This is a genomic window from Streptomyces sp. NPDC059788, from assembly GCF_042732265.1.
GTDB lineage: Bacteria > Actinomycetota > Actinomycetes > Streptomycetales > Streptomycetaceae > Streptomyces.
The window spans coordinates 12,186-25,452 of the sequence record NZ_JBHWHY010000025.1 but is presented as its reverse complement, the minus strand read 5'-3'; the positions used below and the strand labels follow the sequence as shown (position 1 = coordinate 25,452).

Sequence of the window (13,267 nt, the reverse complement as noted above, 5' to 3'; positions counted from 1 at the left end):
CCGCGACGGGCGGTTGACGGACGTGGGGCCGGACGGAGGAGGGGGACGGTATGTGGTCGCTCAGAGGGGTGGGACGCGTGGCGCGGAGGTGGCGCGGATGTCGGAGGGGCGTGCTCTGGAGGGGCAGGTGTCGGGAGGGCAGGGGCTGGACGAGCGGGTGTCGGGCGAGCGGGTGTCGGACGGGCGGGTGTCGGACGGGCGGGGGCGGCGCGGAGGGGGTGGTGGACGTGGTGGCGGTCCGGTTCGAAGGGGTGGAGCCGGGGAGTGTGGCTCGGCCTGGTGAGGTGAAGTCCGGGAGCGCGGCCGGGTCAGCCAAGGGGGAGCACGGAGAGTACGGCCATACGGGCGGGCCTGCCGAGCGGGGAGCCGCAGCTGACCGGCGTGGGGGTGCCGTCGGCGCGCTGCTCGACCGTGACCCGCCAGGACCGGCCGTCGCGATGCGCGACCGTGACGGCCCAAGTGGGTGCAGGCGCGTCGAGGAGGCCGGTCGTCGAGGCCGTTCCCGTGCGACGCGGGTCCTGCGTCCCCTCGCCCTCGCGAGGCGAGTCCTTGGCGTCCTTGCCCGCACGAGACGGATTCCCCGTCTTCTCGCCCGCGTGTTCTGCGCCGTCGTGGGGTGGCGGTACGGCTTCGCTGTGCACGATGTCGATCGCGTCCGCCCGCTCCTCGCGTATCAGCTCGCGTACGGCGAGATCGGCGGCCTGTGCCGGGCGCTCCCAGGCCGAGCGGCCCCGGCAGTGGTCCAGCAGGATGCGGCCCTCGCGCGCCGACGCAACGGCGTCCTTGACCAGCGGAGCGGAGGCCCGCCCGTAGGCGTATCCGTACGGAAGGACGAAGAGGGTGGGGGAGAAGCGATGGCCGCCGATGTGGGTGACTTCCCACGCCTCGGCGCCGCTGACGGCGAGTTCGGCAGCCAGGGGGCGTCCGAGGACGGCGCAGCAGCGGTCGCGCTTGCCGTTGGTGCAGACGAAGACCAGCGGCTCGCCGTCGTACGGGTCCCACACGCCGTCGTGCTCACCTGCCCCCAGCCGGGCGAAGTCGAGGTCCAGCAGCGCTTCCGGGCCGGTGACGGCGGCGGTCCGAATCCAGGGCCGGGACGGCGCGGTGTGCGCGAGAAATACCCGGCGGGCGGCGGACCGGTGGCAGTCCGCGTGCCGACCCGGTCGGCGGACGAGGGCGACGCGTACGCCCGTGCCGTCCGCCGCCGCTTCCAGAGCGCGGCCGACGCGGGGATCGAGATGACTCTCGGTCAGCGCCTCGGTGCCCCACGGCCCGGTCTGCTCGACGAGCAGCCAGGTCCGGGCAGTGGCCGAAGTCCCCGCGACAGGCTCGGTGGCATCGCGGGAAGCGGTTGCGCACGTCCTCACATAGGTAACCCTAACCTGCCGCGGAGCGCCTGGAATCCAGAACCGATACCGCCGGAATCCGGACCCGCAGGTACCGGCCCGCCCGCCGTCCCTGTCCGGCCCGCCCGCCGTCCCTGTCCGACCCGTCCGACCCGTCCGACCCGTCCGACCCGTCCGAGCCTGTGCCGGGTCAACGCGGCGGTCTGCGCGTCGGTGTGATCCGGTGCGGAGTGACGGGACGCGGGGCGGGGTGGGTGTGGGGGGCGCCAAATCGAGCGTCAGGAGATGCTGTGAGGCCGCGAGTTGGAGGACGTTGTGCAGCCCGAGGCCCCCTCCCGACCTAACTCGCCGATCAGTGACCTCCCGCAGGGACTCCGGAGTCTCACCCGCCACTCGACTGTTCGAACCCGACCTCATCTTGCAAAACCACTGAAACCGCTCTGTACCTGACCAGAGGAGGAGCTATCGACCCCTACGATGAGCCGAGTCCGTAGCCGTGGGTCGGCCGGTGCGTCGCCCCGTGCGTTGGGTCGCCGGTCCGTGCGTCGGGCCGTCGGCCGGTGCGTCAGATCGGCGCGTGGTCACGGCATACGCCCGATGGCTCATGTCGCATGGCTCATGCCTCATGTCGGCTAAGTCGTCTGCTCGTTGAGCCCAGTCCCTTTGGGAGACAGTCATGCAATTCCGTCCCGCGTTCGTCGCGGTGGTCGCTCTGGCCGGTGCCGCTGTGGCGTCACCGACCGTGGCGGTTGCCAGTCCCGCAGGGCCCAAGCCGGGTCCGGAGGGCCTTTCGGTCTCGGCCTTCGAGGACCCCATCGACGAGCACGATGTCCGGGCGGTGACCAGGGTCTTGGGGCGGATCACCAGCCCCTTCGGGGGATAGGGGGTGGCCGATCACCAGTAGCCGGTGATCGTTGGGTGCGTGGGTGCGTGGGTGCGTGGGTGCGTGGGTGCGTGGGTGCGTGGGTGTGCGGGCGCTTGGGTGCCCCGCCTCCACCCCCTCCCGTGCCCCCGTATCCCGTCCCCGCCCGTACGCCCGCCTCGCTCGCTTCCGTGCCCACCTGGCCGCAGCTCACGACTGGGGCTGGGGCAGGAGTTGGGGTGGGCGGGGGCCCTGGTAGTGGCCGCTGGGGCGTATCCGCATGGGGCGCTCCTCGTACTCCTCCAGGGCATGGGCGATCCAGCCGGCGGTGCGGGCCACCGCGAAGACCGTTTCGCCGGCCTCGGCGGTCATGCCCGCCGAGACGGTCAGGACGGCCAGGGCGAGGTCGACGTTGGCGTGCAGTGCGGAGTGGCGGGCGGTCGTCGCGGCCACCTCGCGTGCGGCCCGTAGCGCCTGCGCGGCCTGCGGTACGTCCTCCAGGAGGCGGAAGAGGGCGCGGGCGCGTGGGTCCTCGCCCGGGTAGAGGCGGTGGCCGAGGCCCGGGACCCGGCGTCCGGCGCGCAGGTGGTCCGCCACCACGGCCGCCGCGCTGCCCCGCTCCAGCACCTCCAGCACCATGCGGTGCGCGAGGCTGCTCGCGGCGCCGTGCAGGGGGCCGTCCAGGGCGCCGAGGCCGGCCGACACGACGGCGTACGGATGGGCTCGCGCGGAGGCGGCCACCCGGGTGGCCAGGGTCGAGGCGGCGAGGTCGTGATCGATGAGGAGGACAAGGGCCGCGTCCAGGACGCGCAGTGACGCCTCGTCGGGTTGCTCCGGCGCGAGGCGCGACCACAGGCGGCGGGGGAGCGGGGCCGAGGCGAGGTCGGTGCCGCGCTCCAGGCGGGGCAGGGCGTCCACGAGGACGGGGATGAGGGCGCGCGCGGTGTTCAGTACGGCGTCCTCGGACAGGTCGAAGCGCAGCGGATCGGCGGAGGCGGCCGCGACCACCGCGACGCGCAGTTGGTCCATCGGGCCGCTGTGCGCGGGGAGGGCGCCGACGGCCCGGCGGGCGGCCGTGAGGGCGTCCTCCGGGGCGGTGAAGCGGACGCCGGGGCGCAGTACGCCGGTCCAGAGCCAGTCGGCGACCTCTTCGTAGCCGTAGCGGTCGGCCAGCTCGGACGTGTCCACGCCGCGGAAGTAGCAGCGGTCCGTGTCGATGAGGGTGATGCCGGTACGGATCGCCAGGTCGCCGCCCGCGGCGGGCGGTTCGCGGCGGGCGCCGCGCCGGGCGAGCGCGTCCACCTCCTCGGCGTCGAAGGTGCTGCCGCGGCCGCCGGGGTTCCGTCGGCTGGTCAGCTGGCCGCGGCTGACGTAGGCGTAGACCGTCTCCGGTTTCACGCCGAGCCGTTCGGCCGCTTCCCGGGTGGTCAGCCGCCGTTCGCCGCTGCCGCTGCCGCTGCCGCTGCCGCTGCCGCTGCCGCTGCCGCTGCCGCTGCCGCTGCCGCTGCCGCTGCCGCTGCCGCTGCCGCTGCCGCTGCCGTGTCCGTCGTCGTCCGTCTTGTGGTCCGCCATGTCGTTCACCGTATCGATTGACTTCGCTTATGTATTGATTGAATCAATATTGACAGGGATCGAGTCCAGAATAGACAGTCGGGTCAATAGGGAGTGTCCAGGAGAGGGAAGGAGCACCGTCATGTCGATTGCCGGGGCCGACGCGACTGTCGACGCACCCCGCGGACTCGCGGGTGTGATCGTCACCGAGACCGAGCTGGGGGACGTACGGGGCGGGGAGGGCTTCTACCACTACCGCCAGTACTCCGCCGTGGAGCTCGCGCAGAGCCGCAGCTTCGAGGACGTCTGGCACCTGATGATCCGCGGTTCGCTGCCGGACGCGGCGCAGCGCGCCGCGTTCGTGGCGGAGACCGCGGCGCTCCGCCACCTGCCCGACGCCGTACGGGACGCGCTGCCCGGCATCGCCCGCGCGGGAGCCCGGAGCGGCCCGCTCGCCGGGCTGCGCACCGCGCTCTCCCTGCTCGGTGCCGCCGCGGACTTCCAGCCCCTGTACGACATCGATCCCCGGCAGCGTGGCGCGGACGCGCTCACCGCGAGTGCCGCGGTGCCCACGGTTCTCACCGCGCTGTACCGCATCGGCCAGGGCCTGGCGCCGGTCGAGCCGCGGGACGACCTTCCGTACGCCGCCAATTACCTCTACATGCTGACCGGTGAGGAGCCGGACCCCGCGCGTGCTCGTGCCGTCGAGCGTTACCTGATCTCGACCATCGACCACGGCTTCAACGCCTCGACGTTCACCGCCCGAGTCATCGCCTCCACCGGCGCCGACCTCGCGGCATGCCTGGCGGGCGCGGTGGGCGCGCTCTCCGGACCACTGCACGGCGGCGCCCCCAGCCGGGCCCTGGACGCCCTCGACGCGATCGGCAGTCCGGACCGGATCGACGCCTGGATTCGGGAACGTGTGCGGTCGGGCGAGCGGATCATGGGTTTCGGGCACCCCGTCTACCGCACCGAGGACCCGCGCTCTCGGATGCTGCGCGACATCGCCCGCGGCTTCGGCGGGCCCCTCGTGGACTTCGCGGTGCAGGTGGAGGAGCGGGTCGAAGCGCTCCTCGCCGAACTCAAGCCCGGCCGGGAACTGCACACCAACGTCGAGTTCTACGCGGGTGTGGTCATGGAGCTGTGCGGTCTGCCGCGGGAGATGTTCACCCCCACCTTCTGCGCGGCGCGGGTGATCGGGTGGAGCGCCAATATCCTGGAGCAGGCGGACGACTCGAAGATCATCCGTCCGGCGGCCCGCTATGTGGGCCCGCCCCCGCCCCAGCCGGTGCCCGCCGCGCTGAACTGACGGCGTGCCGGACCGACGGCGCGCCGCCGCACCGACGTACGACGATGGAGGCGCCCCCTTGGCCCCGCAGGCCCCGCGACAGATCCCGGTCATCGTGCTCGCCGGATTCCTCGGCTCCGGCAAGACGACCCTGCTCAACCACCTGCTGGGCCGCAGCGGTGGCACCCGCGTCGGAGCCGTGGTCAACGACTTCGGCAAGATCGAGATCGACGCCATGACGGTGGCCGGTCAGGTCGACTCGATGGTGTCGCTGGGCAACGGCTGTCTGTGCTGCGCGGTCGACACCAGCGAGCTGGACGAGTACCTGGAGCGCCTGGCCCGGCCGTCGGCCCGTATCGACGTCATCGTCATCGAGGCCAGCGGACTGGCGGAACCCCAGGAACTCATCCGCATGATCCTGGCCAGCGAGAACGACCGCATCGTCTACGGCGGGCTGGCCGAGGTCGTCGACGCGGCGGAGTTCGGGGCCACCCGGGCCCGGCATCCGGAGATCGACCGGCATGTGGCCATCGCCGACCTGGTGGTCATGAACAAGGCCGACCGGATCGGGGCGGAGGAACAGCGCGCCCTCCTGGACACGCTCGCCGAGCTGAGCCCGGGTACGCCCGTCGTTCCGGCGACATACGGGCGGGTCGACCCCGGGCTGTTCTTCGACCGCAAGCCGCGCGACGTGGACGACGAGGCGGTGCGCCAGCTGTCCTTCGAGGACCTGTTCCGCGAGGAGGCGGACGCGGAGGCCGAGGCGAGCGGGGCGGGGGACGGCGGGGAGCACGAGTGCGACGGAGCGGGATGCCAAGGACACGGCCAAGGGCACGGCCACGAACACGGGCATGGGTGCGGTCGTCATCTCCATGCGGGCTACGAGAGCGTCGAGTTCGTCTCGGACGAGCCGATGCATCCGCGGCGCCTGATGGCCTTCCTCGACAGCAGGCCCGCCGGCCTCTACCGGATCAAGGGCTTCGTCCACTTCGACGTGCCGGAGAACCGCCAGAAGTTCGCCGTGCACGCGGTCGGCGACTTTCTGCGGTTCTATCCGTCGCCGTGGGAGCAGGACGAGGAGCGCCGTACCCAGCTCGTCCTGATCGGCAGTGGAGTCGACGCGGCGGCGCTGCGCAAGGAGCTCACGGACTGCCGGGAGACGGGTCCGGAACGCGCCGACGCGAACAGCATGTGGGGCGTACTGCGCTACGTACCGTCCGCCGGTGAGCCCGGTGAGCCCGGTGAGCCCGGTGAGCCCGGTGGGGCGTTCGTGGCGTCGGAAGAGCCCGAGGAGCCCGAGGAGCCGTAGGCCCTCACACCCGGCCCATCCCGCCCCGCCCATCACCCGGCCCGCACGCCCCACCCCACACCCGCCCCCCCGCCCCACAACATCGCCCCCGACCCGGCCGAAGCCGCATCGGGGGCGTTGTCACCGCGCGAGCACGTCGTCACGGCAATCGCGCGACCTCACCGCGCAACCGCCTCCGTCACACCGGCCCGGCCAGCGCCGTGACCGGCTTCGTCAGCGGTACGCCCGAGCCGTCGCGGCGCGGGTCCGGCTCCGGGAGGGGGACCGGTGTGCCCTTGGCGTCCGCGGCCCGCACCGGCGCCGGGCCGGCCCAGGCCAGGGACAGGCAGTCCTCGCCCTTCAGGAACCGCTGGCAGCGCACGCCGCCGGTCGCCCGGCCCTTGCGCGGGTACTGGTCGAAGGGCGTGAGCTTGGCCGTGGAGACCGAGTCGTCGAGGGTGCCGTGCGAGCCGGAGACCGTGAAGACCACGGCGTCGGCGGCCGGGTCGACGGCCGAGAAGAAGATCACCTTCGCGTCCGGGCTCAGCTTGACGCCGGCCATGCCGCCCGCCGGCCGGCCCTGCGGCCGCACCTGGCCCGCCGGATAGCGCAGCAGCTGGGCCTCGTCGGTCACGAAGACCAGATCCTCCTCGCCCGTACGCAGCTCCACGGCGCCCACGATGCGGTCGCCGTCCTTGAGGGTGATGACCTCCAACTCCTCCTTGTGGGAGGGATAGTCGGGCACCACGCGCTTGACGATGCCCTGCTGCGTGCCGAGCGCCAGGCCCGGTGAGGACTCGTCGAGCGTCATCAGGCAGATCAGCTGCTCGCCGTCCTGGAGGCTGAGGAACTCCGAGACCGGCGCGCCGCCGGACAGGCTCGGTGCGGCGATCGTGTCGGGGAGCTGCGGCAGGTCGACCACCTGGAGGCGCAGCAGCCGTCCCGTCGACGTCACCGCGCCGACCTCGCCGCGCGTGGTGGCGGGCACCGCCGAGACGATGACGTCGTGCTTGACGCGCTTGGCGTCCGCGTCGAAGTTCACCTCGCCGTTGGCCGTACGGGCCAGCAGGCCCGTCGAGGACAGCAGCACCCGGCACGGGTCGTCGGCGACCTCCAGCGGCACCGCGGTCACCGGGGCGCCCGCCGACTCCAGCAGGACCGTGCGCCGGTCCGTGCCGTACTTCTTGGCGACCGCGGCCAGCTCGCCCGAGACCAGCTTGCGCAGCTCGGCGTCCGATTCGAGGATCTTGGTCAGCTCCTCGATCTCCGCCTTGAGCTTGTCGCGCTCGGACTCCAGCTCGATGCGGTCGAACTTGGTCAGCCGGCGCAGCGGGGTGTCGAGGATGTACTGCGTCTGGATGTCGCTCAGCCCGAAGCGGTCCATCAGCCGCTCCTTGGCCTGCGCGCTGTTGTCGCTGGAGCGGATGAGGCGGATCACCTCGTCGATGTCGATCAGGGCCGTCAGCAGGCCTTCGACCAGGTGGAGGCGGTCGCGCTTCTTGGTGCGGCGGAATTCGCTGCGCCGGCGCACCACGTCGAAGCGGTGGTCGACATAGACCTCCAGCAGCTCCTTGAGGCCCAGCGTCAGCGGCTGGCCGTCGACCAGCGCGACGTTGTTGATGCCGAAGGACTCCTCCATGGCCGTGAGCTTGTAGAGCTGCTCCAGGACGGCTTCCGGGTTGAAGCCGTTCTTGATCTCGATGACCAGGCGCAGGCCGTGCTCGCGGTCGGTGAGGTCCTTCACGTCCGCGATGCCCTGGAGCTTCTTCGCGCCCACCAGGTCCTTGATCTTGGAGATGACCTTCTCGGGACCGACGGCGAACGGCAGTTCGGTGACGACCAGGCCCTTGCGGCGGGCGGTCACGTTCTCGACGGCGACCGTGGCGCGGATCTTGAACGTGCCGCGGCCGGACTCGTACGCGTCCCGGATGCCGCTCAGGCCCACGATCCGGCCGCCGGTCGGCAGGTCGGGTCCCGGCACGTACCTCATCAGCGTGTCGAGGTCCGCGTTCGGATGCTTGATCAGGTGGCGGGCGGCGGCGATGACCTCGCCGAGGTTGTGCGGCGGCATGTTCGTCGCCATGCCGACGGCGATGCCGGAGGCGCCGTTGACGAGCAGGTTCGGGTAGGCGGCCGGGAGGGCGACCGGCTCCTGCTCCTGGCCGTCGTAGTTCGGGGCGAAGTCGACCGTGTCCTCTTCGATCGACTCCGTCATCAGGGACGTGGCGGAGGCCATCCGGCATTCGGTGTACCGCATGGCGGCGGGCGGGTCGTCGTTGCCGAGCGAGCCGAAGTTGCCGTGGCCGTCCACCAGCGGCACGCGCATGGAGAAGGACTGCGCCATGCGCACCAGGGCGTCGTAGATGGACGCGTCGCCGTGCGGGTGGAGCTTGCCCATCACCTCGCCGACGACGCGGGCGCACTTGACGTAGCCGCGCTCGGGGCGCAGCCCCATCTCGTTCATCTGGTAGAGGATGCGGCGGTGTACGGGCTTGAGGCCGTCGCGGGCGTCCGGGAGGGCGCGGGAGTAGATGACCGAGTACGCGTACTCAAGGAAGGAGCCCTGCATCTCGTCGACGACGTCGATGTCGAGGATCCTCTCCTCGAAGTCGTCCGGCGGCGGGGTCTTCGTGCTACGGCGGGCCATCGCGGCTGCGGCTCCTTCGCTTGCGTCCTGCTGCTTGCCGATGCTGGATCAACGTTCGGGTCTTTCGCGGACCATTGTGGCCCGCCCCACTGACAACGCCGACCGCGACCCTCCCCGGGGCCCCGGACGAGGTGCATGCGAAGACCGCTCGTACGAGGCAGCGCGGGCGGGAACTTCGCCATAGCTCGGCGCGCTTGCATACAGTGACAGAACTTCCTCGCAAACGGATCGAAGGGACGTACATGCCCATGGGTCACACGGCCACAGAACAAGCCGGCTCCGGCGGCCTGACAGCGACCGAGCACCGGCTGGCCAACGGCCTGCGCGTGGTGCTCTCCGAAGATCACCTGACCCCGGTCGCCGCGGTCTGCCTCTGGTACGACGTCGGCTCGCGCCACGAGGTCAAGGGCCGCACGGGTCTGGCCCACCTCTTCGAGCACCTCATGTTCCAGGGCTCCGCCCAGGTCAAGGGCAACGGTCACTTCGAACTGGTCCAGGGCGCGGGCGGCTCCCTGAACGGCACCACCAGCTTCGAGCGCACCAACTACTTCGAGACCATGCCCGCCCACGAGCTGGAGCTCGCGCTGTGGCTGGAGGCCGACCGCATGGGCTCCCTGCTGACGGCGCTGGACGAGGAGTCCCTGGAGAACCAGCGCGACGTCGTCAAGAACGAGCGCCGGCAGCGCTACGACAACGTCCCCTACGGCACGGCCTTCGAGAAGCTGACGGCGATGGCCTACCCGGAGGGACACCCGTACCACCACACGCCCATCGGCTCGATGGCCGATTTGGACGCCGCCTCCCTGGAGGACGCGCGCGCCTTCTTCCGTACGTACTACGCGCCCAACAACGCGGTCCTGTCGGTCGTCGGCGACATCGACCCCGAGCAGACACTCGCCTGGGTGGAGAAGTACTTCGGCTCCATCCCCGGCCACGAGGGCAAGCAGCCGCCGCGCGACGGCTCCCTCCCGGACATCGTCGGCGAGCAGCTGCGCGAGGTCGTTGAGGAGGACGTGCCCTCCCGCGCCCTGATGGCGGCCTACCGCCTCCCGCAGGACGGCACCCGCGAGGCCGACGCGGCCGACCTGGCACTGACGGTGCTGGGCGGCGGCGAGTCCTCCCGCCTGTACAACCGGCTGGTGCGCCGGGACCGTACGGCCGTGGCGGCGGGCTTCGGCCTGCTGCGGCTGGCCGGCGCCCCCTCGCTCGGCTGGCTGGACGTCAAGACCTCCGGCGGCGTCGAGGTGCCGGAGATCGAGAGCGCCGTGGACGAGGAGCTGGCCCGCTTCGCCGAGGAGGGACCCAGCGCCGAGGAGATGGAGCGCGCGCAGGCACAGCTGGAGCGCGAGTGGCTGGACCGGCTCGCCACGGCCGCCGGCCGCGCCGACGAACTGTGCCGCTTCGCGGTCCTGTTCGGTGACCCGCAGCTCGCCCTGACGGCCGTGCAGCGCGTCCTGGACATCACCCCGCAGGAGGTGCAGGAGGTCGCCAAGGCCCGGCTGCGCCCCGACAACCGCGCGGTCCTCGTGTACGAGCCGACCGAGCCGACCGCCGCCGAGGACAACGACGAGGAGGCGGCCCAGTGAGCGACGCCGTCAGCAACCCGATGACCTTCCACCCGCAGCCGTCCGGCGGCGAGCCCAAGCCGTGGGCCTTCCCGGCCCCCGAGCGCGGGCAGCTCCCGAACGGCCTCACGGTCCTGCGCAGCCACCGTCCCGGCCAGCAGGTCGTCGCCGTCGAGATCGACATCGTCGCGCCGCTGGAGGCCGAGCCGGCCGGTCTGGACGGCGTCGCCACGATCATGGCGCGCGCCCTGTCCGAGGGCACCGACAAGCACGACGCCGAGCAGTTCGCCGCCGAGCTGGAGCGCTGCGGCGCCACCCTGGACGCGCACGCCGACCACCCCGGCGTCCGCGTCTCCCTGGAGGTCCCGGCCTCCCGGCTGGCCAAGGCGCTCGGCCTGCTCGCCGACGCCCTGCGCGCCCCGGCCTTCCCGGACGGCGAGGTCGAGCGCCTGGTGCGCAACCGCCTCGACGAGATCCCGCACGAGCTGGCCAACCCGGCCCGGCGCGCCGCGATGGCCCTGTCCAAGGAGCTGTTCCCGGCCGACTCCCGGATGTCGCGGCCGCGCCAGGGCAGCGAGGAGACCGTCGCCGGTATCGACGCGGCGGCCGTCCGTGCCTTCTACGAGGCCCATGTGCGCCCCGCCACGGCCACCGCCGTCGTCGTCGGCGACTTCACCGGCGTCGACCTGGACGCGGCCCTCGCGGAGACCCTCGGCGCCTGGACGGGTTCGCCCGCCGAGCCGGTGAAGGCCTCCCCGATCACCGCCGACGACACCGGCCGCGTCGTGATCGTCGACCGCCCCGGCGCCGTACAGACCCAGCTGCTGATCGGCCGCATCGGCGCCGACCGGCACGACCGCGTCTGGCCCGCCCAGGTGCTCGGCACGTACTGCCTGGGCGGCACCCTCACCTCCCGCCTGGACCGGGTGCTGCGCGAGGAGAAGGGCTACACCTACGGGGTGCGGTCCTTCGGTCAGGTGCTGCGCTCCTCGGCCGACGGCGACGGCGCCGCGATGCTCGCCATCAGCGGCTCGGTGGACACCGCCTCGACCGGCCCGGCGCTGGACGACCTGTGGAAGGTGCTGCGCACCCTCGTGGCGGAGGGCCTGACGGACGCCGAGCGCGACGTGGCCGTGCAGAACCTGGTCGGGGTCGCGCCCCTGAAGTACGAGACCGCCGCGGCCGTCGCGGGCACCCTCGCCGACCAGGTCGAGCAGCAGCTCCCGGACGACTACCAGGCCCGGCTGTACGAGCGGCTGGCGCAGACCGGCACGGTCGAGGCGACCGCCGCCGCCGTCAACGCCTTCCCGGTCGACCGGCTGGTGACGGTCCTGGTGGGCGACGCCGCCGAGATCGAGGAGCCCGTCAAGGCGCTCGGCATCGGCGAGGTGACGGTCGTCAAGGGCTGACGGAGCGTCGGCGGCGCGGGCCGCCGGGGGTCGGCGGACCGTGACCCGCTGAGGTGACGAGCCGTCACAAAAGGGATCCAGTGGTGCGTGCGCGCCACTGGATCTTCTTTATGTCCCAATTGTTGGGGGTGGTTGCGCGGTGCCCCTGTGGCGTACGTCATAAAACCCCGGTTCTGTTTGCCGTTCGAAAGTGGCCCCGTTTAGCGTCGATCCGGCTGTCCGCAGGATCACCGCCGCAACCGCGGCACGGGCAGTCATCGCCGAGTCCCCGTACGGCGCGAGCCAGGGGAGCCGGGGACCCATGTCCCTTGGGGTGAATCGGGCGCCTTCCCGGAGGTGCCCGTAGGAGACCTTCCTGCTCCGAACCCGTCAGCTAACCCGGTAGGCGAGAGGGAAGGAAAGGACACAGCCAGCCCATGGCGTTCACCCGTGCCACCGGGAAGCACCGTGGTCCGAGCCGCAGCGCGCGGACGACCCGTAACCTCGCCGGCATAGCCACGCTCGCCGCGTCCGGCGTCATCGCCTCCGTCGCCTCCCCGGCCCTGGCGGCCGGCAACGCGGACGACGCGGGCAACCACGACACCGGCCTCCACCACGCCGTCGTCCTCGGCGACGAGCTCGCCGAGCAGATCGAGGCGCAGGCCGACGCGCAGCAGGAGGCCGCCGAGGCCGCCGCCGCGCAGGCCAAGGCCGAGGCCGAGGCGCGTCAGCAGGCCGAGGAGTCCAGGCGCCAGGCCGAGGCGGAGGCGAAGAAGGAGCGGGAGGCCAAGGAGCGCGCCGCGCGCGAGGCCGAGCGCAAGCGCCTGCTGACCTACGTCGCGCCCGTCGACGGCTCCTACGTCTCCACCAGCTACAAGGCCTCCAGCGGCCTGTGGTCCTCCGGCAGCCACACCGGCGTCGACTTCCACGCCGCCTCCGGGACCACCGTCCACGCCGTGGGCTCCGGCACCGTCGTCGAGACCGGCTGGGGCGGCGCGTACGGGAACAACGTCGTGATCAAGATGAACGACGGCACCTACACCCAGTACGGCCACCTGTCGTCCATCAGCGTCTCGGTCGGCCAGACCGTCACCCCGGGCCAGCAGATCGCCCTGTCGGGCAGCACCGGCAACACCACCGGCCCGCACCTGCACTTCGAGGCCCGTACCTCCGCCGAGTACGGCTCGGACATCGACCCGGTCGCGTACCTGCGCTCGCACGGCGTGAACGTCTGACGCACACCCCGTCCCCCGTACGACGCCCCGGCCCTTACGGCCGGGGCGTCTGCGCATCCGGGGGCCGCTCCGCGTCGCCGCCCCGCGCACGCCTGGC

The 13,267-nt window shown here is 72.2% G+C and carries 9 protein-coding genes and 1 riboswitch; of the genes, 6 read left to right on the top strand and 3 right to left on the bottom strand.

The genetic code is table 11. The annotated features are described in order from the left end of the window. Positions 1-308: 308 nt before the first annotated feature. Positions 309-1,367, bottom strand: a complete 1,059-nt coding sequence (locus ACFV57_RS22315; RefSeq protein WP_385234938.1) for a sucrase ferredoxin — start codon at positions 1,365-1,367, stop codon at positions 309-311. 655 nt (positions 1,368-2,022) lie between these two features. On the opposite strand from ACFV57_RS22315, the gene ACFV57_RS22310 reads away from it, so the two are divergent. Continuing rightward, positions 2,023-2,229 (top strand): hypothetical protein, encoded by a 207-nt coding sequence (locus tag ACFV57_RS22310; RefSeq protein ID WP_385234934.1) that lies wholly within the window; start codon positions 2,023-2,025, stop codon positions 2,227-2,229. Positions 2,230-2,418: 189 nt separating this feature from the next. On the opposite strand, the gene ACFV57_RS22305 is transcribed toward ACFV57_RS22310, so the two are convergent. Then, positions 2,419-3,780 (bottom strand): citrate/2-methylcitrate synthase, encoded by a 1,362-nt coding sequence (locus tag ACFV57_RS22305; protein ID WP_385234931.1) that lies wholly within the window; start codon positions 3,778-3,780, stop codon positions 2,419-2,421. Positions 3,781-3,901: 121 nt separating this feature from the next. On the opposite strand from ACFV57_RS22305, the gene ACFV57_RS22300 reads away from it, so the two are divergent. Together ACFV57_RS22300 and ACFV57_RS22295 are read left to right on the top strand one after the other, a co-directional pair. Beyond that, on the top strand, positions 3,902-5,068 hold the full coding sequence (locus ACFV57_RS22300; RefSeq protein WP_385234928.1) for a citrate synthase: 1,167 nt from the start codon (positions 3,902-3,904) through the stop codon (positions 5,066-5,068). Between the two features lie 58 nt (positions 5,069-5,126). Continuing rightward, positions 5,127-6,356 (top strand): CobW family GTP-binding protein, encoded by a 1,230-nt coding sequence (locus tag ACFV57_RS22295; RefSeq protein WP_385234925.1) that lies wholly within the window; start codon positions 5,127-5,129, stop codon positions 6,354-6,356. A gap of 178 nt (positions 6,357-6,534) precedes the next feature. Here the strand turns inward: ACFV57_RS22295 and ACFV57_RS22290 are convergent, their stop codons facing one another. After that, positions 6,535-8,982 (bottom strand): DNA topoisomerase (ATP-hydrolyzing) subunit A, encoded by a 2,448-nt coding sequence (locus tag ACFV57_RS22290; protein WP_385234922.1) that lies wholly within the window; start codon positions 8,980-8,982, stop codon positions 6,535-6,537. Positions 8,983-9,230: 248 nt separating this feature from the next. Between ACFV57_RS22290 and ACFV57_RS22285 the strand changes: the two genes are divergently transcribed. From ACFV57_RS22285 to ACFV57_RS22275, 3 genes are all read left to right on the top strand, one after another. Then, the gene (locus tag ACFV57_RS22285) at positions 9,231-10,568 is read left to right on the top strand and encodes a M16 family metallopeptidase (RefSeq protein WP_385235182.1); all 1,338 of its coding nucleotides are present in this window, start codon (positions 9,231-9,233) and stop codon (positions 10,566-10,568) included. A gap of 20 nt (positions 10,569-10,588) precedes the next feature. Then, the gene (locus ACFV57_RS22280; RefSeq protein ID WP_385235179.1) at positions 10,589-11,956 is read left to right on the top strand and encodes a M16 family metallopeptidase; all 1,368 of its coding nucleotides are present in this window, start codon (positions 10,589-10,591) and stop codon (positions 11,954-11,956) included. 248 nt (positions 11,957-12,204) lie between these two features. After that, positions 12,205-12,359, top strand: a riboswitch (cyclic di-AMP (ydaO/yuaA leader). A 13-nt stretch (positions 12,360-12,372) separates the two neighbouring features. Further along, positions 12,373-13,170, top strand: coding sequence for a M23 family metallopeptidase (locus tag ACFV57_RS22275; RefSeq protein WP_385234919.1), 798 nt, complete (start codon positions 12,373-12,375; stop codon positions 13,168-13,170). Positions 13,171-13,267 lie beyond the last annotated feature (97 nt).